The sequence below is a fragment of the Acinetobacter schindleri CIP 107287 genome (assembly GCF_000368625.1).
GTDB classification, from domain to species: Bacteria; Pseudomonadota; Gammaproteobacteria; order Pseudomonadales; family Moraxellaceae; genus Acinetobacter; species Acinetobacter schindleri.
Genome location: NZ_KB849580.1, coordinates 57573 through 81193, shown reverse-complemented (window position 1 = coordinate 81193; position 23621 = coordinate 57573). Strand labels below are relative to the sequence as shown.

The window sequence follows — 23621 nt, the reverse complement described above, 5'->3', positions numbered from 1 at the left end:
TTTGAGTGAATATTTTAGTAAAGCAAACCCTTGCAGCAAGCATTCTATCTACCATGGCGATCGGAAGTGTTTTCGCTGCACCGGCTGAAGCACCACCTGCATTTATCAAGAAAGTTGCAGACAACCTGGTGGCTCGTCTCAAAGCAGACCATAGCAAGTTGCAGAGCAATCCGGCACTGGTGAAAACTATTATTCGTCAGAATCTTGATCCATATATCGATTCACAAGCATTTACCCGCATTGTGATGGGAACGTATGCAACTAATCAGTATAGTTCTGCTGCACAGCGTGCTCAGTTTGAACGTAACTTCCGTGAAACGTTGACTGAAAATTATGGTTCAGCATTTGCCAAATATACCAACCAGTCTTATACCATGCGTCCGTACAAAGACACCGGTAGCAAAAATCCAGTTGTGACCATTGATTTCCATAATAATGGCGAGAAAATTCCGGTTTCTTTCCAGTTGGCCGATAAAGGTTCACAATGGAAAATCCGTAATATCAACGTATCTGGTATTGATCTAGGTTTACAGTTTCGTAACCAGTTTGCAGCGACTGTAAAACGTAATGGCGGTAACCTGGATAAAGCAATCGCAAACTTCAAGCCAGATGCAGAAGCAGCGGTTGAAAAGAAAAAATAAGATAGGTGAACTGTGATCAAATTCAGTAATCAGGAACTGCATGTTGTAGGCAAAATCGACTATAACAATGCGCAGCAATACTATGAACAGGGGCTGCGTGAAATTCAGTCACAGACAGTTTTTCCTATTGTGGTAAATCTGGCTGAGCTTGAAAGCGGAAGTACTTTGGCTTTAGCGATATTGGTCAGATGGTTACGTCAGACGCCACAAGCCAAAGGATTGCAGTTTAAAGCCGTTCCTGCAAAAGTGATGAAGATCATACAGTCCTGTCACCTGGAGAATGATTTACAAATTATTCAGTAAAAAGAAAAAGCACCGAAAGGTGCTTTTTTATTGTGATTAGATTTTAAAAAAATAATGAAAATCAAATAGATCTAAGTATAGATTGTAAGTCCTCTCTCCCTCAGGGAGAGTTAAAGAGAGAGGGTGAAAATCCTCACCTAACTCCTCCTCTGGAAAAGGAGGGGGAATTTTCTTCACTTTTTTAGAGAGAAGTTGACGAGGGATTAAATAGATATGAATTAAATACAGAGATTTCTTACGCTTTGCTTTGAAGCAGTGCCTCAAAGCTGGCTCAAATCCATTTCTTCCATCTAAAGTAAATCAATGGTCCAATGAAGAATGCGACCAGAATTAGCCCGACAATGATAAAGCTGGTGGTGCCATGTGCAAAAGGCAGAACTTCTGTGTTCATCCCATAGATACTCGCAATCAGCATTGGTGGCGCAAGCATACTTGGCAAGATCGAGAATCGACGGATTGTGTCATTCTGTTCGGTATTAATGAATCCGGAAGTTGTATCGAGCAGGAATCGCACCTTCTGGAATAAGAAAGCATCATGCTCAACCAGAGAGCGTACATCTTCACTGAGCTCTCGAATGTCCGCATCATAGATATGACTACCGAGCGCCCGTGGACGGGACAGGAAGGTCAGTACCCGGCGTAAATCGATCAGACAAAGCTGGGCTTTTCCAAGCATATCCTCGAGCTGTGCCAGACGGGTAATCATGTCATCCAGATCCAGAATCTGTTCACGATGGCGGTTATTCAGAACTTCGGTTGAGTATTTTTCCAGATCCTTGTGCACATCTTCCAGAATATCCGCCAGCTCATCCAGCTTGGCTTCAAGCAGGCCAAGTAGAATCCAGGTCGGATCCTTATAATCAATCTCATAATCATTGCGGCGCGCACGAGCACGAAAGGCACGGAACGCGACCAGCTTTTCCCCACGCAAGGTAAACAACCGATCTTTATGCAGAATGAAGGCGACGGTTTGCACCGTGGCTAAAATGCTGGATTGATCTTCAGTATCTTCTTCGACCTGATAGTTTTTATTTTTCGTTAAAAAATAAGTGCTGATATGCAAAATACCGTCATCATCGCGGTAAAATCGGGCACTGGATGAAATGTCTTCTAATGACTTGAGCGTAGGAAGATTTTGCTCATAAGCGTCCATGATCCATTGCTGCTCTTCCTGTGAAGGAGCAATCAGATCAACCCAAACCAAATCTTGATGTAAATCAAAGTCGCCATTAATAGTGGCATCTTCTAGGCTACCGCGCTCTGTGGCATAAAAGGCTTCAAGCATGCTGTCTTTTCTCCCTTGCGCAGTATGTAAATTGGAATGGGTGTATTTTAGACAAGGAATTGAATAAAAACACTGATTGAACAGTTATTTTTTCAAAAAAAGCTTCGATCAGGGATTCCTTGCGATACAGCTAGAACTAAATGGTGAAAAATGATGAATTCTATCGCAATTTTTTGTGGTTCCGCACTGGGGATCGCACCTGTTTATACCCAGATTGCTGAAAAAGTCGGCCAGACGCTGGCAGCTAGACAGCAAACACTGGTCTATGGTGGTGGCCGTTCAGGCTTGATGGGAATTGTTGCGGACAGTACTCTGGCTGCGGGCGGCCAAGTGATTGGGGTGATTCCAAAGCAACTGGTAGACCGTGAATTGGCCCATCCAGGTCTGACTGAACTATATATCGTTGAAAATATGCACGAGCGCAAAACCAAAATGTCAGAACTGGCAGATGGTTTTATTGCGATACCGGGTGGTGTAGGAACACTGGAAGAAATCTTTGAGCAATGGACCTGGGCACAGCTCGGTATTCATGAAAAGCCATGCGCATTTTTAAATGCAGAAAACTTCTATACCGGTTTGATTCATTTTATTCAGCACACGACTGAACAGGGTTTTACCAAGGCACGTTTTACCGAGAAACTCATTGTCAGTGAAGAAATTGAAACAATTCTGGATGCTTTTGAGAATTATCAACCACCGCAAGCGAAATGGGGGATGGTTGATCAGCAAGATCTCGTGAAATAAGCCCATTGATCATTTTTAAATTTAAGTTGTTATGAAAGTTATTACTGTTGCCGCCGGCATTGTACTGAATGAAGCACAGCAATTATTGGTTGTACGTAAGAAAGGTACCAGCTGCTTTATGCAGGTGGGTGGCAAGCTGGAACCGAATGAAGCACCTGAAGAGACGATTGTTCGTGAAATCCAGGAAGAAATCTGCTGTCAGGCTGAAGTACAGCAATTTGTGGGTCGTTTTGAAACGAATACCGCGAATGAACCCGACCACCAACTGGTCAGTTATGTATATCTGGTCAAACTGGATCAAATGCCAAAAATTGAGGCGGAGATTGCCGAGATGAAATGGATTGATCTCAATGAACAAGACTTAGCGCTGGCCCCGTTAACCACAGAAATTGTAATTCCATGGGTGAAGTCAAATCTTTTAGCCCAAGCTTAATTTAAAGCTTTGCACCTGCGACACAGGCTGTATAAATTTGCTGGCAGCCAAGTTCTTCGAGCTTCTGATTAAGTGCACGAATTGAACTACCAGTTGTTACCACATCATCAATAACCAGCACCTTACGATAACGCAATTTTGATGATGTACTGATCTGAAATTGTGCTTCAATACCTTCAATCCGTTCCAGGCGGCTTAAGCCTTTTTGTGAATGCTGTTTGAGCCGGCTCACCGGTTGCCAAACTGGAACTTGAAGATGCTTTGCGACCTGTTTAGCCAGCAGTAAGGACTGGTTATAGCCGCGCTGTACCAATTTGTCTGTTGAGATTGGCATCGGGACGACTGCGCTGACTTTGGGAAGTTTTAAACTGATAAGCGCGCCTGCTAACAAGTTTTCCAGATAAAGCTTCTGCTCATATTTGAACAACTGAATCAGACGATCCATCGGATAGTCATAATGGCAGGCAATCTGTACCTGCATTTCCTGGCGCTGGATGGTCTGATGTGCCCAGGGTAGCTGGTTCCAGCAATCCTGGCATACTGAATGAATTGTTTGATAATCGTTGTGACAAAGCTGGCAGGGTTGTAACTTGCCCAGCCAATGCTTGCCTTGCTGAATCAGTTTAGACATAGGCATAACGTGGTGCCTCAGGTAACCAGCGTTTTAATAACGCATCGGCCTGTTTCGGATAATCCTTTAACATCTGCTGCGCCACATAATGTGCCTGATTAAGCAGGTGGTCATCCCGTTCCAGCTTGGCTACCCGGAAACCCATATCTCCGGTTTGTTTGGTGCCAAGCAGTTCACCTGGACCACGCAGTTCCAGATCCTTTTCCGCGATGATAAAACCGTCATTGGTTTCACGCATGATACGCAAACGTTCCTGACCATTCTGAGAAAGAGGATGCTTATACAGGAGTACACAGAAACTGGCTTTCGCACCCCGACCAACACGGCCACGCAGCTGATGCAGTTGTGAGAGTCCGAGACGCTCAGCATTCTCAATCACCATCAGAGAAGCATTCGGTACATCGACACCCACCTCAATCACGGTCGTGGCAATCAATAGCTGCAATTCATTATTTTTAAATTGTTGCATCACCGCCTGCTTTTCATCAGGCTTCATCTTGCCATGGACCAGACCGATATTGATTTCCGGGAAGCGTTCCTTAATTTCGGCAAAAGTGGCTTCTGCTGCTTGGGCATCTAACATTTCTGACTGTTCGACCAGAGTACAGACCCAATACGCCTGCTTACCTTCAGCACAGTTGGTGGCAATACGTTGGAGTACTTCTTCACGGCGGTCCAGTGGGATAGTGACGGTTTGGATCGGAGTACGACCTGGTGGCAGTTCATCAATAACTGAAGTGTCCAGATCACCATACGCAGACATGGCGAGCGTACGTGGAATTGGTGTCGCCGTCATGACCAGTTGATGTGGAGACATACCATCCAGCCCTTTATTGCGCAAAGCCAGACGCTGATCCACACCAAAGCGATGCTGTTCATCAATAATTACCAGCCCCAATTTGGCAAACTCGACATTTTCCTGAAACAAGGCATGGGTGCCAACCACCAGATTGGCACTGCCATCTTTAATGCTTTGTTCTGCCGCAGTACGGGCTTTACCCTTTTGCTTGCCAGACAGCCATGAAACAGTCAGTCCCAGTGGCTCAAACCATTTTTTAAAATTTAAATAATGCTGTTCTGCTAGAATTTCGGTTGGTGCCATCAGGGCCACTTGCCAGCCTTCTTCCAGAGCATGACAGGCCGCCACACCAGCAACCAGTGTTTTACCTGCACCGACATCGCCCTGTACCAGACGCAACATCGGTTTGTTGCCTTTCATGTCATGGGCAACTTCTCGTGAAACACGTTTTTGCGCCCCCGTCATTTCAAAAGGTAGACCCGCGAGCAACTGTTTGGCATAACGCTTACTTGGTGAAAATGCAGGCGCTTCAATCTGCTGAATAAAGGCACGGCGGGTCAGTAAACTGATCTGATGCGCGACCAGTTCCTCAAAGATCAGACGCTGCTGGGCGGGGTGGGAACCCTGTGCCAGCTGCAACATGTTGGCATCGACTGGAGGGTGATGGATATATTCCAGTGCCTGCTTCAGGTCATAGCCATTGCTGAATTTAGCCGGTAGCAATTCCGGTAGATCATCACTGTGTAGGGCGAGCGCCTGTTTGATATATTCACGTAACTTGGGTTGGGTCAGGCCTTCAGTTGCCGGATAGATCGCGGTAAGTTGTGTCTGTGGAAGTGGGGTATGTTCAGTAATGACCTGTAGTTCGGGGTGATACATTTCCAGGCCACGGGCACCAACACGCACTTCGCCAAAGACTCTTAATCTTGCACCAACTTTGCAGCGGTCGGTAATGCCCTTATAGATATGATAGAAACGTAGCGTCACCTTACCGCAATCATCATCCAGCAGTACGGCCATGGACTTGCGTTTACCTGGTGGAAAATCTACGCCTTTGACAATACCTTCCAGCAAATAGCTACGTCCCACAGTCAATTGATTCATGGGAATGATCGTGCTACGGTCTTCGTAGTCACGTGGCAGATGAAAGAGCAAATCATCAGTTGTGAACAGATTTAATTTTTCAAGTAATGTGGCGGCGGCATTGCCGACACCTTGTAACTGATGGACTGCAGCCATGTCCCCTCAACCAGGTTTTGTGATTTGGTGCTGAATGCATATTTTATTTATCGGTTATGGTAAAACATCCGCACGCATAGCTAAACAATTATTTGAGCAAGGTCATCAAATTAGCACAATCAGTCGCAGTGCGAAAACAGATTCCTGTGCCACTCATCATGTTCAGGATGTGCATCAACTCGATTTAAGCAGCCTTGCACCGATTGACTGGGTCTACGTCTTGCTCAGTCCTGACCAGAGTACGGTCGAAGCTTATCAACAGACTTATCTGGACTCAGTCGGTCCAATTGTGACTGCGCTAAAATCCCATCCGATAAAACGTCTGGTTGTCGTGTCGTCCACCCGGGTCTATGGCGAGAATGCCGGAGAGCGGGTGGATGATGACAGTGCAATTTATCCGAATGATCCGCAAGGCAAAGTCCTGCATCAAATGGAGCAGATTTATTTAGCTGCTTATCCAGACCAATGTACGATCATCCGCCCAAGTGGGATTTATGGAGCTTCAGTTGCACGCTTGGAAAAAATGGCACGATTTATGTCCAGTTATCCAAATCTGCACTGGTCGAATCGGATTCATATTGAAGACTTGTCACGTTTTATGGCTGAGATGATTCACGTGGAACATCTTGAATCTTCATATATTTTGACCAATAACCAGCCACAACTGTTGCATGAAGTTCTGCAATGGTTTCAGCAGCAGATGAGATTGCCTTTATTAAAGGTAGAAAGTGAGCAGGTGACGGGGAAGAAACTATATGCTACCCGTATGCAAAAAATGGGATATGAGTTAAAGCATCAAGATTGTTTTCAGGATTATTTGGAATTGATGAAGTTATTCACTCATCTTGAATAAAGTTGGGTTCCCTCTCCTTTTAGGAGAGGGTTAGGGAGAGGTAAGTTTTTAAACATTTTCTCTCATCCCTCTTGCGAAGCAATGCTTCTCATCCCAGAGGGAGAGGGCGCTTAAATAATCTTACTTTTTCTTCCGTTTCGCACGCTTCTTGGCTTGTTCAGCTGCCAAGGCATCCAAAGCTTCTTTCAATTCTTCATCCGTAAAGGCTGTAAGGTTATGAAGCATTTGCAGCTTTACTTCATCCAGTACCAGATCCGCATACTGAGCGATATTTTTGAAGCTTTCATCAAAGACAATCGCATTGTCTTCATTAGTACTGATATAACCTTTTTGAGTTAGCGTTTTGATAAAGCTTTGGAACAGTGCCTTATCAAAGAATTCTGGTGAATTGAATTCATACAGTACAGACAAACGCTGACCTACCAGATGGCTTAATTCTTCAACCTGACGGGTGGAGATATTGCCTGAACCACGCTGGGTGATCAGTGCCAGCGTCATGTAATAGCGCTCGATACTTTGCATGACAGGTGCAGCCAAAACTTCTAGCTGATGATGCGCTTCGCTGTTTGGTGTAGGTGCCACCAAATTTTCACCATCCTGTGCAATTAACTTCGCTGCAATCAAAGCATCAATATAAGCGTTTACTGGTACCTTGATTTCATCTTCATGCCATTTCAGGAACAGTTCAGCTTTCAGGAATGGATACAGCGTGCTGCTGATATTCACCAGATCATCACGGCGAATAATACCATTATGATTTACCAGGGCGGCTACCAGTGATGGTAATACAAAGGCATGCACAATATTGTTGCGGAAATAGGTCAGTAAAATCGCCTGATTATCTTCGATGGCGATAATATTGCCCAGCACATGATTGACGCGTTTGATCAGTTTCAACTTCATTGCATAGGCAATGATTTCTTTCCCTGATAACGGCGTCACTTGCATACGTTCATCATATGGCAAAGACGTCAGCAGATTACGATAAGTATCTAACTGTTTGATACAAATCGCCTCATCCAGTGTGTGTTTTGGTGTTGCTAATAAAATGAGTGACAGCAGGGATACCGGGTTAATGACGGCTGCACGGTTAATATTTTCCAGAATCGCCTGTGCAGAACTATTTACTGCTTCAGATACTGCTGGCGGGATTGGATCATCATTTTTTTCAATCTTGATTTCATCTGCACCATGCTGTTTCAGCATGTCATCCAGAAAGACGGGTTCACCAAAATTCAGATGTACCTTACCGAAAATACGTTCAATCTTGCGCAAGGTTTTTAGAATGCCAAAAATAGATTCTGCTTCTTTTTCCTTACCGTTCATTTCACCTACATAAGTTGCACCTTCCATCAGACGTTCATAGCCGATATAGGTGGGTACAAATACGATAGGCTTCGCTTTGCCACGCAAATGACCATGCACGGTCATTGCCAGCATACCGGTTTTCGGTGGCAACAGACGGCCGGTACGTGAACGGCCACCTTCAATAAAGTATTCCAGTGGAGTATTACGTGACAGAACGCTATACAGATATTCTTTGAAAACTGTCGTATAGAGTGCATTACCGCGGAAAGTACGGCGGATAAAGAAGGCACCACCGCCACGCAAGATCTGACCAACAAATGGCATGTTCAGGTTATCACCCGCTGCGATGTACGGCACCATCAAACCACGACGATAAATCACATAAGACAATAACAGGTAGTCGATATGACTACGGTGACATGGTGCATAGACAATTTCATAGTCTTTCGCCAGTTCACGTACCGTACTGAAGTTATGTACATCAATGCCGTCATAGAGCTGAGTCCAGAGACGGGTCAGGGCCTTATCGGCAAAACGTACGGTTGAGTTGGAGTAATCTGATACGATTTCATTTAAATAACCAATGGCACGGCGTTCAGCTTCATCCACACTGATCTTGCTGCGGATACTTTCATTACGGATAGCCGCCTGCACATCTGGAGATTTGATCAGACCCTGCATCACATTACGGCGATCTGAAAGGTCAGGTCCCAGCACTACTTCTCGTTGGGCATCCAGATAGTCATTCAAGGTGCTGACAATATAAGTTGCTGGAGACAGGTTCGGATGTGTCACTTTGGCATGATCAATGAGTGCACGCAGAGACTGTGCTTCATGGAACTCCAGATAAGACTGACGACCATGCAGACCAATATTCACCAGCTGTTTCATCTTGCTTGGTGTTGACCAGGTATCGGTAAATAACAATTTGAACCAGGAATCTTCTTTCTCTGGCTCACGACCCCATAGCACGGTCACCGGAATCAGTTCTACATCCAGTTCTGGATTCTGTTCCAGTGCTTCAATCAGACGCAGCAGACGTGGTGGAAAAGCATGGGGCGGCGAGCTCAGCAGATTGCTTTCATCATGATATTGCAGGAACAATACCGAAGCTTTTTCCCGGCGCGTACCTAAATCCATTGGATCAAGTGCAGCAGGCAATTTGAGACGACGGGTTTCACCATCTACCACCAGCGCATTACTGCGAGAATGGTTTTGCAGAACATAACAGACAATCTTTTTCTGATCTTGCTGGTCAGCCGCTGGAGCAGGGACTTCCGTTGGTACTTCCCCAAGTACATGCGGGGTAACCACAAGTTCAAGCATCTTACTTGAAAGCTTGCGATACATTTGACCAAAGCCACTCTTGGACATACCTACTCCTAATTTTACTGACCAGAACCACAGGATTTCTGAGGGGGATCTATTTTGATAGATTGTATTTGAAAACAATATGTCATTTTCTAACAAATTCTACAAAAGTTCTTTGATTTTAACGTGAAAAAACGTTTTTTTTAGCGAAACGTCCATTAAGGGAATGACAGGCCAGTCAGTCAATCTCTAGGGATTTACTCAGAATTTATGGCAGAATATTACCAGAAATGAAGCACATTGTTATTTTTCCAATGTTGGATATCCCGAACATCGTATAGGTTGCCTATGAATGTCTTAACACAAGAACTGGTTGAATTGCTTAGCCTGGAAAAGCTGGAAGAGAATATTTTCCGTGGAATTAGCCGTAACCTGGTAGGCAAGCGCGTATTCGGTGGGCAGGTATTAGGACAGGCTTTGCGTGCTGCATCGTATACGACTGATCGTCCAGCACATTCATTGCATGCCTATTTCCTGTTTGGAGGAGATGTCAATGCACCGATTATCTATGAAGTAGATCGTATCCGTGATGGCAAGAGTTTTGCCAGTCGTCAGGTGCGTGCGATTCAGCATGGCCGTACTATCTTTATGTGTATGGTGTCTTTTGCCGAACCAGAAGAAGGCTTGAACTATCAGATTTCTGAACCAGAATATCCCTCAGTTGACAGCCTGAAAAATGAGGCAGAACTGAAGCATCAGATTGTTGAATTCGTACCGGAAAATGTCCGTGCTTCATTTATGCGTGATCGCCATGTAGAAATTCGTCCTGTGATGCCGGTGAATCCATTCCAGCCGCAACCGGAAGCGCCAAATTATGCGCACTATATCCGTACCCATGGCCAAGTCGCTCCGGAAGTTGATGAGGTTTCGCTGCATCAGGCGATTGCTGCCTTCTACTCAGACTTTACCTTGATGACGACAGCATTGCGTCCACATGGTCTGAGCTATATTTCACCAAACCTACAATGTGCCAGCATCGACCATGCCATGTATTTCCATAAGCCATTCCGGGCCGATGAATGGATGCTTTATGATATGGATGCGACAGTGAGTGCCAGCTCACGTGGTCTGAACTTCGGTCGTATGTGGCAGAATGGAGAACTGGTCTGTAGTACAACCCAGGAAGGTCTGATCCGTCTGCGGGAAATTGAAACCCAGTAAGATTCAAAATAAAAAAGCCGGATTAGAGTTCCGGCTTTTTTATGGATGTGATTTGAAGTTAGTGGCAATGTGGCACATCATTGCTTGAATGCTTATGGCAGCCTTGCTGTTCTTTACCGCCCGAAGAATGTGCAAAAACCTGCCCGATGCTGCAAATGAGTGCAACAGCAATGATCATTTTTTTCATGAACGTGTATTTCCTTTGTATAAAACCAGCTTATTGCACTGATTAAGCACATTGCGTGCCAAAATTTGGTACATCACCATATGGATTAAATGAATAATAAAAGATATTTTGCTGCAAAGCGTTTATAAAATTTTACTCGATTATCCGAAACTTGCATGGCATAGTGCCGGATAAGTTCAATATTAAAATGTCCATGAAGATGAGCTTAAATACGCAGATTCTAGTTGCCGCAGTATTGGGTGTCCTATTTGGTTTTTTATTAAATCTTTTCCCGCAAACCACGTTTGAAGAGCTCAGCCTGTATGGTCTGGGTATCATGAGCAGCATCTTTATTGGTTTGCTAAAGATGTTGCTGGTTCCACTGATCTTTAGCTCGATTGTGGTTGGAGTATCGAATCTGCAAGCTGGTGGTCAGCTGAGCCGAACCTGGAAAATTACCTTGGCATGCTGTGTCACCACGACCACCCTGGCTTTAATCTTGGGATTGGCTTGTGCCCATCTGTTTGATGTAGGCAAGGGTGTCGATGTAGTAATGTTCCAGGATGCCATGGCTCAGCATAAAACTCTGGATACTTTAACGCCATCTTCATTCTTTACCAACTTTATTCAGAATACCCTGATCAATCCGTTTAAGGCCTTTGCCGATGGCAATGTGCTGGCAGTGGTGGTCTTTGCACTCTTTGTCGGTGTGGCACTGGTGGCAGGGGGAGACAAGTTTCGGACGGTGCGTAAGCTCAGTATGCAGTTTTTTGACATCATGATGCTGATGATTGGCTGGGTCATGAAACTGGCGCCATTCGGGATTTTTGCGCTACTGGCCAAGCTGATTGCCACTGAAGATATTTCGGTACTGAGCCGTCTGGCAGAGTTTGCTGCGGTAGTAACGGGCACCACCATTTTCCACGGTCTGGTAGTTCTACCATTATTGTTGTGGATCTTCGGGAAAATGAGCCCGATTACCTTTTTCAAAGGCACTCGCGCAGCCTTGATTACCGCTTTTGCGACCAGTTCCAGTTCTGCAACCATGCCATTATCTATGAAATGTGCCCAGGAAAATCTGGGAGTACGTCCACATACGGCAGGCTTTGTCATTCCGCTTGGGACTCAGCTGAACATGGATGGTACGGCACTGTATGAAGCCGCAGCAGCTTTATTTATTGCCAACCTCATGGGACTTGATCTGACGTTAGGGCAGCAATTGGTCGTGTGTGCCACAGCAATGATTGCATCTTTAGGCGCACCGGGTATTCCAAGTGCCGGGATGGTGACTATGATCATGGTACTGCAATCAGTGGGTCTACCGGCAGAAGCCATTGCGATCCTGTTGCCGATTGACCGACTGCTCGATACGGTCAGGACTGTGGTGAATGTGCAGGGTGATATGATGATCAGTGTCGTGGTTGACCGACATACCCGTGAACCGCAGCTGGATCAGTCCATCTCTAGTTGAGGATTGAAAACCACCTCCCACAGATGTCCATCTGGATCCTGAAAATAGCCTGCATAGCCGCCATAAAATCTGGCCTGTGCAGCTTTCACAATCTTGGCTCCAGCTTTTTCAGCCTGAGTCATGACCTGATCGACATCTAATGGGCTATACACATTGTGTCCCAAGGTCATTTGAGTGGGACACATTGGGCTCGGTTCGAGTCCGGTATCATGCTGGATGCTGCTTTGCGGCCATAAAGCCAGTTTTAATCCAGCCTGTAGTTCAATAAATGCGACTGCGCCATATTCAAATTCTTTGCCAACAATGCCTTTACTGGGAAAGCCCAGCCCATCATAATAAAAGCGTAGTGCAGCCTCCAGGTCGCGAACACCGAGTGTAATCACTGAAATCCGTGCTTGCATGAGCTTATCCTTAGGGTCATGTCTGTAGCTTTATCTTAGGTCAAATAAAAAGCAGGGAAATGATCCCTGCTGTTAGAAATTGTAATAAGAGGAGAGCTCAGGCGACTTTTAAACCTGCCCGTTTGGCCGCAGGGGAATGCTCAAGATAATACAGTGCATCATCGGTACTGCCTTCATGCACCGGGTCATACCATGGCATCAGGTAGCCGAGCTGCTGAGAAACCAGCCATAGGGGATTCGGTAACAAACGATTGTCCTGCTGTGAAATACGCAACCATTCTTTCCAGATCCAGGGTTTATACACCGTGGGTTTCAGCTGCTTAAAGCGAGGGTCTTGTGCTAACAAGTGTGCTGCACCGTCGACCCACAGACCAATCACTCCAATAATCACCACCACACTTAAATAGTAGCGGGCAATATATCCGCCACCAAGATGACGATATAAGTCAAATGCCACACTGCGATGCTCAATTTCTTCTGCGCCATGCCATTTCACCAGATCTAGCATATTTGTATCAGCACCAAGCCGTTCCCATTCGGTGTTATAGAGCGCATATTTTCCAAGGACACAGGTCATATGCTCTACAGTCGCGACGATACCAAGCCGGAACAGATCCCATTGATGTTCTGCGATTTTAGGAATTTTCAGACCAAGCGGCTGATCGGCCAGCAATTGATTGAACAGGAAATCCATAATGTCCAGATTGCGCTGGATATCAATCTGGCGTTCAGATAGATACTCTTTATTGGCCGAATTATGTGCCTGAGCATGCATGGCTTCCTGACGGATAAAAGCCTGTACATCATGCTTTAATTTTTCGTCGGTGATCTGAGCGAGAACCTTGTTATACAGGCGACAGAACCAGAATTCACCGGCCGGCAGAATATTATTAATTTCATTCACAAAGTAACTGGCAAAAGGCTGATTTGGAATCCAGTCAATCGGGGTAGCCTGCCATTCAAACTTAACTTTGCGCGGTTGGATAAAATAGGAAATTGAAGAGCCAATTTTTGTTGTTTTGAATCGTGAGAGTAAAGACATGGGGTGGATCCATCACTGCTTGATCAATACAGTATGAAAATAATGTCCCGAATTGCTGCAGGCAATACGGGACATTATTTTGTCACTTGGATCACATCGGGCTTATTTTGGCTGTTCTTGTTCAACAATCTCTGGTTGATCAGCTTCAACCGGCTCATCCAGATTGTTTAATTCACTTGCAGTGATTTCATGATCTTGGTCTGAGTCAGTGTCATCTTCTAGCTCAACAGATTCAATCGGTTCATCAGCTTCGTTTAAATCATGGATTGATGCTTCAGGAATACTATCCAGATCAAATTCCGTTGGTTGATCCAGAGTAAAGTTCAGACGACCGGCCATCACGCTTGCCAGTTCTTCCAGACCTTCTTTATTTAAAGAGGAGAACAATTGAATCGAGAAGTTTAGCTTCATTTTATTTAATGTTGCTTTGACTTCCTGTAGGGCTTTGGACGCAGGACCACGATTCAGCTTGTCTGATTTGGTCAACAAGACATGCACGAACAGGTGACGTGAATAGGCCCATTCCAGCATCATCACATCAAAGTGTTGTAGTGGATGACGGATATCCATCAACAGCACCAGACCTTGCAAGCTCTTACGGTGAATCAGGTAATTTTCTAGTTCTTTCTGCCAGACCAGTTTCATTTTTTCAGGTACAGCTGCATAACCATAACCGGGTAAGTCAACCAGACGCTGGTCTGGATTGCCGAGGCTGAAGAAGTTAATCATCTGGGTACGGCCCGGTCTTTTCGAAGCACGTGCCAATTGTTTCTGATTGGTCAGCGCATTGATGGCACTGGATTTACCTGCATTGGAGCGACCGGCGAATGCCACTTCATAACCTGTATCTTCAACACACAGATTAAGTTTGGGTGCACTCATTAAAAATTCAGCTTTGCGCAGCCAATTGAGCGAGCGCACAGAGTATTCAGTAATCGCAGGATCGACTTTTTTGGTATAGCTAATCTTTTGCTTTGGGGCAGCAGCTGCCTTACTGTTTTTCGATTTTCCTCTGCTGTGGTGCATGGCTCAACTTCAAACTTAAATTTACAAGCAGCTATTATAAAGGAAGTCGCTTGGGCAAGCGAACTTTCAATGCAAGACTTGGTAAGCAGAAAGTGAAAACTAAAGATTGATCAGGCCGATTGGTGACTGGATGCTGTAATGACCTTGCAGTGGTGTTACCACTTCACTGAGCGTATATTGATCCAGGCTGGCATAAAACTGCTCTACGGCATCATCTAAAATGCCTTTTAAACCACAATTTTTACGCAGCACACAGGGTGGGGTATTGCATTCTACCACTTGGCTATCCTGTTGCAGGATACGCACGATTTGACCTAATGGTATTTTTAAGGTGAGCGGATTCATGCGAATGCCGCCGCCTCGCCCACGAGTAGTGATGAGCCAGTCCTGCTTTGCCATAAAATGTACGATTTTCATGGCATGGTTCTCTGACACCTGCAGCTCATTCGCGAGTTCCGCAATGGTATACGGCATTTCTTTCGGCTGAGCGATGTACATGAGAATCCGTAAGGCGTAATCGGTAAATTTATTTAACTGCATTATAAATCTAGAGTTTTTATACAAAGCAGGGCTAGTCTAACACAGCCAGACTAGCCCTTGCTTGATTTCAGTTTAAGCTGACTGCTTAGTGGCGAACGCCACCAGTACCAAAGGCTTCACTGTGAATATTCTCAGCAGGAATGCCTCGTGCAACCAGCGCTTTGTGTTGTTCTGCCATAAATGGCATTGGGCCACATAGATAGTAATCAGCATTTTCTGGTAATAAAGCACGATCAACTGTACTCAGATCCAGACGGCCTGCTACATCATAGTCTTCACCCAGTTTGTCACCTTGGTGCGGGAATTCGTAAGCAGTCAGCGTGCTTAAACGTGGATATTTGGCTTTCAAATCATGAATGTGCTGTTTCATGGCATGCACCTGTTTGCTACGGCAGGCATGAATGAAAGTCACAGGTTGTGGCATATCCAGAGTTACCAACTGATTTAACATGGCTACCATTGGAGTTAAGCCCACACCCCCACTGACGAATACATTACGTTTGTTTGGATCAATCAAGTAGAAATTACCTGTTGGTGCAGACACTTCAATTTCTGAGCCTTCTGCCAAGCTATGTAAAGTATTAGATACCCAGCCTGGAACCAAATCACCTTTTTGATCTTCACGCTTCACTGAAATACGCAGGTATTCATCTTGAGGACAAGTTGAAAGCGTATATTGACGTGGTTGTCTCAAATTCAGTTCAGGCACAAACACACGTACAGAAATATACTGACCTGCTTCATACTTCGGTAATGGTCCGCCATCGACTGGTGCCAGGTAGAACGAAGTGATCTCTTCGCTTTCTATTACTTTTTTGGCAATCTTGAAATTGCGCCAGCCTAACCAGCTACCTTTAGTCTGTTCATGTTGATCATAAATCGCTTTTTCAGTCGCAATGAACAGGTCTGCTAATTGTCCATATGCAGTAGCCCACGCATCAATCAGTGGATCATCCATAGAAATATTGAGTACTTCACTGATTGAATGCAGCAGGTTTTCCCCAACAATGCCGTAATCAGGTGCTTTAATATTTAAGCTGACATGTTTATGCGCAATGAGTTCAACCACAGGTAATAACACAGAAGGATCTTCGATATTTTCAGCATATGCTAAAACTGCACCTGCCAAGGCTTGCGCCTGAGCACCGCTACGCTGGTGACCCATGTTGAAGGTTTCTTTTAGATCAGGGTTATTGTTTAACATCCGGTTGTAAAAATAACCGGTTAAAGCAACCCCATTTTCACGAAGCACAGGTACTGTAGCTTTTACTAGGTCAATTTGCTGTGGAGTCATAGCAGATCTCTCATGGCTGTTATTTATAAGATGTATTTAAAATACATCTTTAAAGATATATTCACAATACATCTTTAAGTAAAAACCATGAAAAAATTATGGGATATTAAAATATCCCATAAAAATAAAGAAAATAATCGGAGAAAGGAGGGTTATCTCTTACCAAATAATGACCCTAATAAACCACGGACAATTTTCTGGCCGGTAGTGCTACCCAAAGTGCGTGCGGCACTTTTGGCAAAGGTGCCAACAATGTCTTGGGTGAACTTTTCACGCTGTTTCGCTGCACGTTCAGCTTCTTTCTGCTGTTCGCGTGCAAGACGTTCCTGTTCGCGGGCTTGCTGCTTAGCAAATGTTTCCTGCTCTTTTGCGACTTGTTTGGCATACGCTTCTTGTTCTTTGGCTTGCTGTTTGGCAAGTTCCGCAGCCTGAAGCTGTTGCTGGCGTTCAGTGACTTTGTTTTGCAGTATTTCATGCGCACTGTCACGATCAACTTGCTGTTCATAAATCCCAGCCACAATGCTTTGTTGCATTAAAGTTTTGCGTTCTTCAGGAGAAATGGGGGTAAAAGAGGAGTGTGGCGGCATCACCCAGCCGCGTTCTACAATTTGCGGTGTGCCTTTTTCATCCAGACAGCTAATCAGTGCTTCACCGACAGCCAGTTCGGTAATAGCATCCTGAACTTTAAATTCTGGATTAGCTCGAAAAGTATCTGCCGCCGTTTTTACCGCTTTTTGGTCTTTAGGGGTAAAAGCACGTAAAGCATGCTGAACCCGATTGCCGAGTTGACCTAAAACTCTTTCTGGTAAATCGAGTGGATTCTGGGTGATAAAGTAAATCCCCACACCTTTAGAACGAATCAAACGCACCACCTGTTCAATCTTTTCTTGCAAGGCAGGGCTAGTATTATCAAATAGCAAATGGGCTTCATCAAAGAAGAACACCAGTTTAGGTTTATCCAGGTCGCCGACTTCCGGTAACTGTTCAAACAGCTCTGAAAGCATCCACAGCAGGAAGGTGGCATATAGCTTGGGTGTATTCATCAGCTTGTCAGCAGCAAGCAAGTTGATATTGCCATGACCTTGACTGTCGGTTTGTAAAAAATCCATCAGATCCAGCGCTGGTTCACCAAAGAATTGCTCACCACCTTGATCAGCCAAGGCAAGCAGATTGCGTTGAATCGCGCCCAGACTGGCAGGAGACAGATTGCCATAGTCCGCTTTAAAATCTGCGGCATGTTCGCTGACATAACTAATCATGGCCTTTAGATCTTTAAAGTCGATCAGTAATAGTCCCTGATCATCAGCAATACGGAAAATGGCAGAGAGCACACCTTCCTGAGTGTCGTTCAGATTCAAAATACGGGCAAGAAGGAGAGGGCCAATCTCGGAAATGGTGGTGCGAATCGGATGGCCTTGCTCGCCAAATAAATCCCAGAACACCACAGGCGACGCTGAAAAAGGGATGGACTCGATATTCAGGCTTTTAATGCGTTCATCAAATTTGGGATTACTTTCCCCAGCTTTCGCCAAGCTGGAAACATCGCCCTTGGCATCGGCCAAGAATACAGGTACACCAATTCGGGAAAAACTTTCTGCCAGTACCTTTAATGTCACGGTCTTGCCAGTACCGGTTGCACCGGCAATCAGACCATGGCGGTTGGCAAGCTGAGAATGCAGCACGATATCCTGGGTGGTATCGGCGGTTTTTTTAGCGATTACGATTGGTGTACCCATATAATTTCCTATTGTTATTTATTCATTTTTAACTTTTTTCATGTTTTGTAGTGCGTGTTGAATGTCTTCAATCAGATCTTCCGGATGTTCTAGACCAATACAGAAGCGTACTAGGAAGCCTTCTTTCAAATGTGAATGTTCAAGCACACGCATATCTTTTAAGTTATATAGCATGACCAGGCTAACAGGACCACCCCAGCTAAAACCAAGCTTAAACAGTTTTAAGCTGTCACAAAAATTGCGGATATCTTGCAGTTCATATTTACTGTCAAAAATTACACTGACCAGGCCGGCACTATGACCTTCCTTGCAAATTTCTTTCCAGTATTGATGGCCTGCGCTATGCGGATCGGCTGGATGCAGTACCTGCACAAACTCCGCTTGCTGTTTTAACCAGGTGAGAATGTTGAGTGCACTACTGGATTGATGGGCATAACGCAGCTGCATGGAAGCAAGACTACGTTGCACCTGAGCAACATCATCACCTGAGACAGCAATGCCTTGAATGGCATGTGCGCGGAACAGTTTGTGATGCAGTTCTTTATCACGCGTGACCACTGAACCCATCAGAATGTCACCACCACCGCTTGGATATTTGGTCAGCGCATGTACGGATAAATCTACACTCAGGTGTTCATCACCAAAATCAAAGGCATTAAAGGCCAGACCCGCGCCCCAGGTATTGTCCAGTGCAGTCAGAATATTGTGTGCTTGAGCTTTCTTCACGAGGCCATTTAAATCCGGAAATTCCAGTGTGACTGAGCCAGCTGCTTCCAGCCAGATTAGTTTGGCTTTATCTGAAGGATTAAAGCTTTCCAGGCATAATGGATTATAAACTTGTACCTGAATGCCATAACGTGTTTCCAGGTTGCGTAGATGCTCCATGTTTGGGCCATAAATATTGTCCGGTACCCAAACTTCCTCTCCCTGACTTAAAAAGCAGGAATTCACGAGATTAATCGCAGATAAACCGCTAGGTGCAAGCAGGTGATAGAGCCCACCTTCGAGCTGGGCAATGTTATCGCCTAAGGTAAATGTGGTTGGGGTACCATGTGTGCCATAGCTATAGTCATAATCATCGGTCCAATGGCGATTAAACAGGGCATCGGTATTGTTAAAAATAATGGTTGATGCACGATAGAGGGGAGGTTGAACCGTCGAAATGTACTGAGGGGCCTTTCGTGGTGCATGAATCAGGGCGGTTTGAGGATTTTTTTTCATGCTGCAGCTCATATCTGGAGTCAAAAACAGCTTTAGCTTAAGAGAATCTTTGCTTTAGCGCTACTTGCGTTATCAATTGTTTAAAAACCTCACATAAAATAAAAAGTTGGCTTCATTTTTGCAAAACCTAGCCTATATAGATACAAGAACAGGTTCGAGCGCATGAAGTCGCATTTACGAGTACATTATTTTCAGCATATTGCTGGTGAAGGTTACGGTAGTTGTCATGAATTTTTAAAGCAGCATCAGGCGCAAATTACAGCGACTGAATTCTTTGCTTTACCTGTGGATCGTCCTTTGGAAATAGAAGCGCTACCTGCAGTAGAAGAAGTAGATTTGCTCATTATTATGGGCGGGACCATGAGTGTAAATGATGAAGCAAATTATCCGTGGTTAAAGATTGAAAAACGCTGGTTACGTCGTTACTTGTCTCAGGGGAAGCCAGCGATTGGTTTGTGTCTAGGCGGACAGCTGATTGCCAATGCCTTGGGGGCAGCAGTCAGTTATAATCCAGAACAGGAACTGGGGTGGATGTCTGTCAGTAAAGTGGCCAATGTGCCAGCAGACTGTTTTAGTTTGCCTGAGAAATTCCGGATCATGCAGTGGCATAGCGAGACCTTTGAAATTCCCAAAGGGGCAGTACATCTGGCAGAAAATGAAGCCTGTCGCAACCAGATGTATCAATTAGGCAAAAATGTTCTCGGTTTCCAGTTCCATCCAGAAATAACCCCGGAAACCTTGGCCCTGTTTTTAGAAGATGAAGATGAGTTGCTAAAATTTTCAGGAAAATATGTGCAGCCTGTGCATGAGCTCAGAAAAAGCCCAAAATCTAATTTTATTGAAGGAAATCAAATACTAAATCGCGCAATCGAATATGTGGTAGAGAAATCAGCTTGACGGGTGAAAAACAAACTCTTGATTTAGCAACCAAATTGATTTGCAGACGAAAACTATAAAAGGCATTTGCTTATGCATTAAACAATGGCTATAATAAGCCACCCTTCGATAGGAAGGATGTTAACTGCGAAGAAAGTAGTTAACTATCGTTACAGTCGTGGCATCGATCATGACCTTAGTGATAATTCACTGCTCTTGACACTTACCTCAAAAATTAGTGGGGTGAGATGCGTCAAGAGTGATTCTTTATATATTTGGCTTGGAGTTTACTGGTATGTCTAACCAGAGAATTCGTATCCGTCTTAAGTCTTTTGATCACCGTCTAATTGATCAATCAGCTCAAGAAATCGTAGAAACAGCAAAACGTACTGGCGCACAAGTTTGTGGTCCAATTCCAATGCCTACACGCATTGAACGTTTTAACGTTTTAACATCACCACACGTAAACAAAGACGCGCGTGACCAGTACGAAATCCGTACTTACAAGCGTTTGATCGACATCGTTCAACCTACAGACAAAACTGTAGATGCATTGATGAAGTTAGATCTTGCAGCTGGTGTTGATGTACAGATCGCATTGGGTTAAGGCTTTCGGGTTAATTAACGCTCTAAGTTAATTAGGCCGCTTTTTTAGAGGTTTATGCACATGGCTATTGGTTTAGTCGGTCGCAAGTGCGGTATGACACGTATCTTTACAGATGCTGGTGTTTCTGTGCCTGTTACAGTGATTGAGGTTGATCCTAACCGCATCACTCAAATCAAAACGCTTGAAACTGATGGTTATCAAGCGATTCAAATCACTACTGGTGAACGTCGCGAATCTCGCGTAACTAACGCTCAGAAAGGTCACTTTGCTAAAGCGGGTGTTGCTGCTGGTCGTCTGGTTCAAGAATTCCGCGTTTCAGAAGCTGAGCTTGAAGGTCGTGAAGTTGGTGGTACGCTTACTGTTGAGTTGTTCCAAGTAGGTCAAATCGTTGACGTAACTGGTACTTCTAAAGGTAAAGGTTTCCAAGGTGGTGTTAAGCGTTGGAATTTCCGTACTCAAGATGCTACTCACGGTAACTCTGTTTCTCACCGTGTTCTAGGTTCTACAGGTCAAAACCAGACTCCTGGTCGCGTGTTCAAAGGCAAAAAAATGGCTGGCCATTTAGGTGCTGAACGCGTAACTACACAGGGTCTTGAAATCGTTGCTATCGACACTGAACGTTCAGTTCTAGTAGTTAAAGGCGCGGTTCCTGGTGCTACTGGTGGCGACGTAACTGTTCGTCCTACGATCAAGGCCTGAGGGGAAATAACGTGAATTTAAATACTGTTTCCGGCTCTGCTGTTGAATTATCAGAAGTTGCGTTCGGTCGTGAATTTAATGAAGCTCTTGTACACCAAGTTGTTACAGCTTACCTAGCTGGTGGTCGTCAAGGTTCTAAAGCTCAAAAATCACGCGCAGACGTTTCTGGCGGTGGTAAAAAACCATTCCGTCAAAAAGGTACTGGCCGCGCTCGTGCTGGTTCTATTCGTAGCCCAATCTGGGTTGGCGGTGGTAAAACTTTTGCTGCTCGTCCACAAGACTGGTCTCAAAAAGTAAACCGTAAAATGTACCGCGGTGCTATGCAATGCATCCTAGCTGAACTTGTTCGTCAAGATCGCTTAGTTTTAGTTGAAGAGTTTGCTGTTGCAGCTCCAAAAACTAAAGAATTGCTTGCAAAACTTAACGACTTAAATGCGACTCGTGCATTGATCGTTACTGATGCTGTTGATGAGAACTTGTATCTAGCTGCTCGTAATCTTCCACACGTAGATGTGGTTGATGCGACTGCAATCGATCCTGTTAGCTTGATCGCGTTCGATAAAGTTGTTATGTCTGTAGCTGCTGCTAAGAAAATTGAGGTAGAACTCGGATGAACAACGAACGTTTATATCAAGTCCTGCAAGGACCTGTTTTCTCAGAAAAAGCACAAGTTTTAGGTGAAACTGCTGGTGTTCAAGTTTTTAAAGTTGCTACTGATGCAACTAAACTTGAAATCAAAAAAGCAGTTGAGCAATTGTTTGGTGTTCAAGTTGTTAAAGTTAACACTACGATCACTAAAGGTAAAACTAAACGCTTTGGTAAAACTATCGGACGTCGTTCTGATGTTAAAAAAGCATACGTCACCCTGAAAGCTGGCCAAGATGTAGAAATGGCTGACTTGGGCGATGCCGCTGAAAGCGCAGCGGAATAAGGACGAAAACTATGCCTATTCAAAAATGTAAGCCAACGTCTCCAGGACGTCGCTTTGTAGAGAAAGTCGTTCACGACCATCTTCACAAAGGTGCTCCTTATGCTCCACTAGTTGAAGCTAAAAAACGTACTGGCGGCCGTAATAACAACGGTCACATTACGACTCGTCACGTTGGTGGCGGTCACAAGCAACACTACCGTATCGTAGACTTCAAACGTAACAAAGACGGCATCCCAGCTGTAGTTGAGCGTATCGAATACGATCCAAACCGTTCTGCGCACATTGCGTTGTTGAAGTATGCTGACGGTGAACGTCGCTACATCATCGCGCCTAAAGGTTTACGTGCTGGTGATTCAGTACAATCTGGTAACGATGCTCCAATTCGTCCAGGTAACTGCTTACCACTTCGTAACATGCCTATCGGTTCTACTCTTCACAACATCGAGCTTAAAATCGGTAAAGGCGCACAGTTAGTACGTTCTGCTGGTACATCTGCTCAATTGTTGGGTCGTGACGGTTCATACGCTATCATCCGTCTTCGTTCAGGTGAGATGCGTAAAGTACACGTTGAATGTCGCGCTGTGTTAGGTGAAGTATCTAACTCAGAAAGCAACCTTCGTTCATTGGGTAAAGCTGGTGCAGCGCGCTGGCGTGGCGTTCGTCCTACCGTTCGTGGTATGGCGATGAACCCGGTAGATCACCCGCACGGTGGTGGTGAAGGTCGTAGCAAAGGTATTCAACCTGTAAGCCCATGGGGTCAAAAAGCTAAAGGGTACAAGACACGTACCAACAAGCGTACGACTAAGATGATTATTCGCGACCGTCGCGTTAAGTAACAAGTAA

General features: G+C 44.8%; 24 protein-coding genes and 1 pseudogene. 13 read left to right on the top strand and 12 right to left on the bottom strand.

Annotated features, from left to right (window positions below; all coding sequences use genetic code 11):
* Positions 1–5: 5 nt before the first annotated feature.
* Positions 6–641 (top strand): MlaC/ttg2D family ABC transporter substrate-binding protein, encoded by a 636-nt coding sequence (locus F955_RS14295; protein ID WP_004896165.1) that lies wholly within the window; start codon positions 6–8, stop codon positions 639–641.
* Between the two features lie 12 nt (positions 642–653).
* Positions 654–944, top strand: a complete 291-nt coding sequence (locus tag F955_RS14290; RefSeq protein ID WP_004896164.1) for an STAS domain-containing protein — start codon at positions 654–656, stop codon at positions 942–944.
* A 271-nt stretch (positions 945–1215) separates the two neighbouring features.
* Here the strand turns inward: F955_RS14290 and F955_RS14285 are convergent, their stop codons facing one another.
* A complete protein-coding gene (locus F955_RS14285; RefSeq protein ID WP_004809844.1) occupies positions 1216–2229 on the bottom strand; it encodes a CorA family divalent cation transporter in 1014 nt (337 codons plus the stop codon).
* A 153-nt stretch (positions 2230–2382) separates the two neighbouring features.
* On the opposite strand from F955_RS14285, the gene F955_RS14280 reads away from it, so the two are divergent.
* Together F955_RS14280 and F955_RS14275 are read left to right on the top strand one after the other, a co-directional pair.
* Complete coding sequence (locus F955_RS14280) at positions 2383–2973, top strand: LOG family protein (RefSeq protein WP_017401471.1); 591 nt, start codon at positions 2383–2385, stop codon at positions 2971–2973.
* A gap of 31 nt (positions 2974–3004) precedes the next feature.
* Complete coding sequence (locus F955_RS14275; RefSeq protein ID WP_004896159.1) at positions 3005–3406, top strand: NUDIX hydrolase; 402 nt, start codon at positions 3005–3007, stop codon at positions 3404–3406.
* A gap of 1 nt (position 3407) precedes the next feature.
* Here the strand turns inward: F955_RS14275 and F955_RS14270 are convergent, their stop codons facing one another.
* Both F955_RS14270 and recG read right to left on the bottom strand, forming a co-directional pair.
* A complete protein-coding gene (locus F955_RS14270) occupies positions 3408–4043 on the bottom strand; it encodes a ComF family protein (protein WP_004896158.1) in 636 nt (211 codons plus the stop codon).
* Complete coding sequence (gene recG / locus F955_RS14265) at positions 4030–6075, bottom strand: ATP-dependent DNA helicase RecG (protein ID WP_004896155.1); 2046 nt, start codon at positions 6073–6075, stop codon at positions 4030–4032. Before recG ends, F955_RS14270 begins: the two co-directional genes overlap by 14 nt.
* A gap of 34 nt (positions 6076–6109) precedes the next feature.
* Between recG and F955_RS14260 the strand changes: the two genes are divergently transcribed.
* Complete coding sequence (locus F955_RS14260; RefSeq protein WP_004896153.1) at positions 6110–6928, top strand: NAD-dependent epimerase/dehydratase family protein; 819 nt, start codon at positions 6110–6112, stop codon at positions 6926–6928.
* 120 nt (positions 6929–7048) lie between these two features.
* On the opposite strand, the gene plsB is transcribed toward F955_RS14260, so the two are convergent.
* Positions 7049–9610, bottom strand: a complete 2562-nt coding sequence (gene plsB, locus F955_RS14255; RefSeq protein ID WP_004896151.1) for a glycerol-3-phosphate 1-O-acyltransferase PlsB — start codon at positions 9608–9610, stop codon at positions 7049–7051.
* Between the two features lie 285 nt (positions 9611–9895).
* Here plsB and F955_RS14250 point away from each other — a divergent pair, with 285 nt between their 5' ends.
* Entirely contained in the window at positions 9896–10768 is an 873-nt protein-coding gene (locus F955_RS14250; protein WP_004809832.1) for an acyl-CoA thioesterase, read from the top strand.
* Between the two features lie 58 nt (positions 10769–10826).
* Here the strand turns inward: F955_RS14250 and F955_RS17000 are convergent, their stop codons facing one another.
* On the bottom strand, positions 10827–10955 hold the full coding sequence (locus F955_RS17000; protein WP_005223361.1) for a hypothetical protein: 129 nt from the start codon (positions 10953–10955) through the stop codon (positions 10827–10829).
* A 199-nt stretch (positions 10956–11154) separates the two neighbouring features.
* Between F955_RS17000 and F955_RS14245 the strand changes: the two genes are divergently transcribed.
* Positions 11155–12405 (top strand): dicarboxylate/amino acid:cation symporter, encoded by a 1251-nt coding sequence (locus F955_RS14245; protein ID WP_004896149.1) that lies wholly within the window; start codon positions 11155–11157, stop codon positions 12403–12405.
* Here the strand turns inward: F955_RS14245 and F955_RS14240 are convergent.
* The 7 genes and pseudogenes from F955_RS14240 to F955_RS14210 form a co-directional block, all read right to left on the bottom strand.
* Entirely contained in the window at positions 12387–12806 is a 420-nt protein-coding gene (locus F955_RS14240; RefSeq protein ID WP_004896147.1) for a VOC family protein, read from the bottom strand. The two genes, F955_RS14245 and F955_RS14240, sit on opposite strands and share 19 nt — an antisense overlap.
* A 97-nt stretch (positions 12807–12903) precedes the next feature.
* Entirely contained in the window at positions 12904–13848 is a 945-nt protein-coding gene (locus tag F955_RS14235) for a metal-dependent hydrolase (protein ID WP_004896140.1), read from the bottom strand.
* A 249-nt stretch (positions 13849–14097) separates the two neighbouring features.
* Positions 14098–14874 (bottom strand): annotated as a pseudogene (gene yihA, locus F955_RS14230) (ribosome biogenesis GTP-binding protein YihA/YsxC); the annotation flags it as partial.
* Positions 14875–14973: 99 nt separating this feature from the next.
* A complete protein-coding gene (locus F955_RS14225) occupies positions 14974–15414 on the bottom strand; it encodes an RrF2 family transcriptional regulator (protein WP_026056807.1) in 441 nt (146 codons plus the stop codon).
* A gap of 85 nt (positions 15415–15499) precedes the next feature.
* Complete coding sequence (gene hmpA, locus F955_RS14220) at positions 15500–16708, bottom strand: NO-inducible flavohemoprotein (protein ID WP_004896136.1); 1209 nt, start codon at positions 16706–16708, stop codon at positions 15500–15502.
* Positions 16709–16860: 152 nt separating this feature from the next.
* Positions 16861–18444, bottom strand: coding sequence for a helicase HerA-like domain-containing protein (locus F955_RS14215; RefSeq protein WP_004896134.1), 1584 nt, complete (start codon positions 18442–18444; stop codon positions 16861–16863).
* Between the two features lie 18 nt (positions 18445–18462).
* Complete coding sequence (locus F955_RS14210) at positions 18463–19665, bottom strand: PLP-dependent transferase (protein ID WP_004896132.1); 1203 nt, start codon at positions 19663–19665, stop codon at positions 18463–18465.
* Positions 19666–19827: 162 nt separating this feature from the next.
* Between F955_RS14210 and F955_RS14205 the strand changes: the two genes are divergently transcribed.
* From F955_RS14205 to rplB, 6 genes are all read left to right on the top strand, one after another.
* Positions 19828–20562 carry a type 1 glutamine amidotransferase gene (locus F955_RS14205; protein WP_004896130.1) on the top strand — a complete coding sequence of 245 codons (735 nt, stop codon included), beginning with the start codon at positions 19828–19830 and terminating at the stop codon, positions 20560–20562.
* 274 nt (positions 20563–20836) lie between these two features.
* Positions 20837–21148 (top strand): 30S ribosomal protein S10, encoded by a 312-nt coding sequence (rpsJ, locus tag F955_RS14200; protein WP_000070912.1) that lies wholly within the window; start codon positions 20837–20839, stop codon positions 21146–21148.
* Between the two features lie 60 nt (positions 21149–21208).
* Positions 21209–21847 carry a 50S ribosomal protein L3 gene (gene rplC / locus F955_RS14195; RefSeq protein WP_004809812.1) on the top strand — a complete coding sequence of 213 codons (639 nt, stop codon included), beginning with the start codon at positions 21209–21211 and terminating at the stop codon, positions 21845–21847.
* Positions 21848–21858: 11 nt separating this feature from the next.
* The gene (gene rplD, locus F955_RS14190) at positions 21859–22461 is read left to right on the top strand and encodes a 50S ribosomal protein L4 (protein ID WP_004786925.1); all 603 of its coding nucleotides are present in this window, start codon (positions 21859–21861) and stop codon (positions 22459–22461) included.
* The gene (rplW, locus tag F955_RS14185; RefSeq protein WP_004809809.1) at positions 22458–22778 is read left to right on the top strand and encodes a 50S ribosomal protein L23; all 321 of its coding nucleotides are present in this window, start codon (positions 22458–22460) and stop codon (positions 22776–22778) included. The genes rplD and rplW overlap by 4 nt, the downstream gene beginning before the upstream one ends.
* A gap of 11 nt (positions 22779–22789) precedes the next feature.
* Positions 22790–23614 carry a 50S ribosomal protein L2 gene (gene rplB / locus F955_RS14180; protein WP_004809807.1) on the top strand — a complete coding sequence of 275 codons (825 nt, stop codon included), beginning with the start codon at positions 22790–22792 and terminating at the stop codon, positions 23612–23614.
* The last annotated feature ends 7 nt before the right edge of the window (positions 23615–23621 follow it).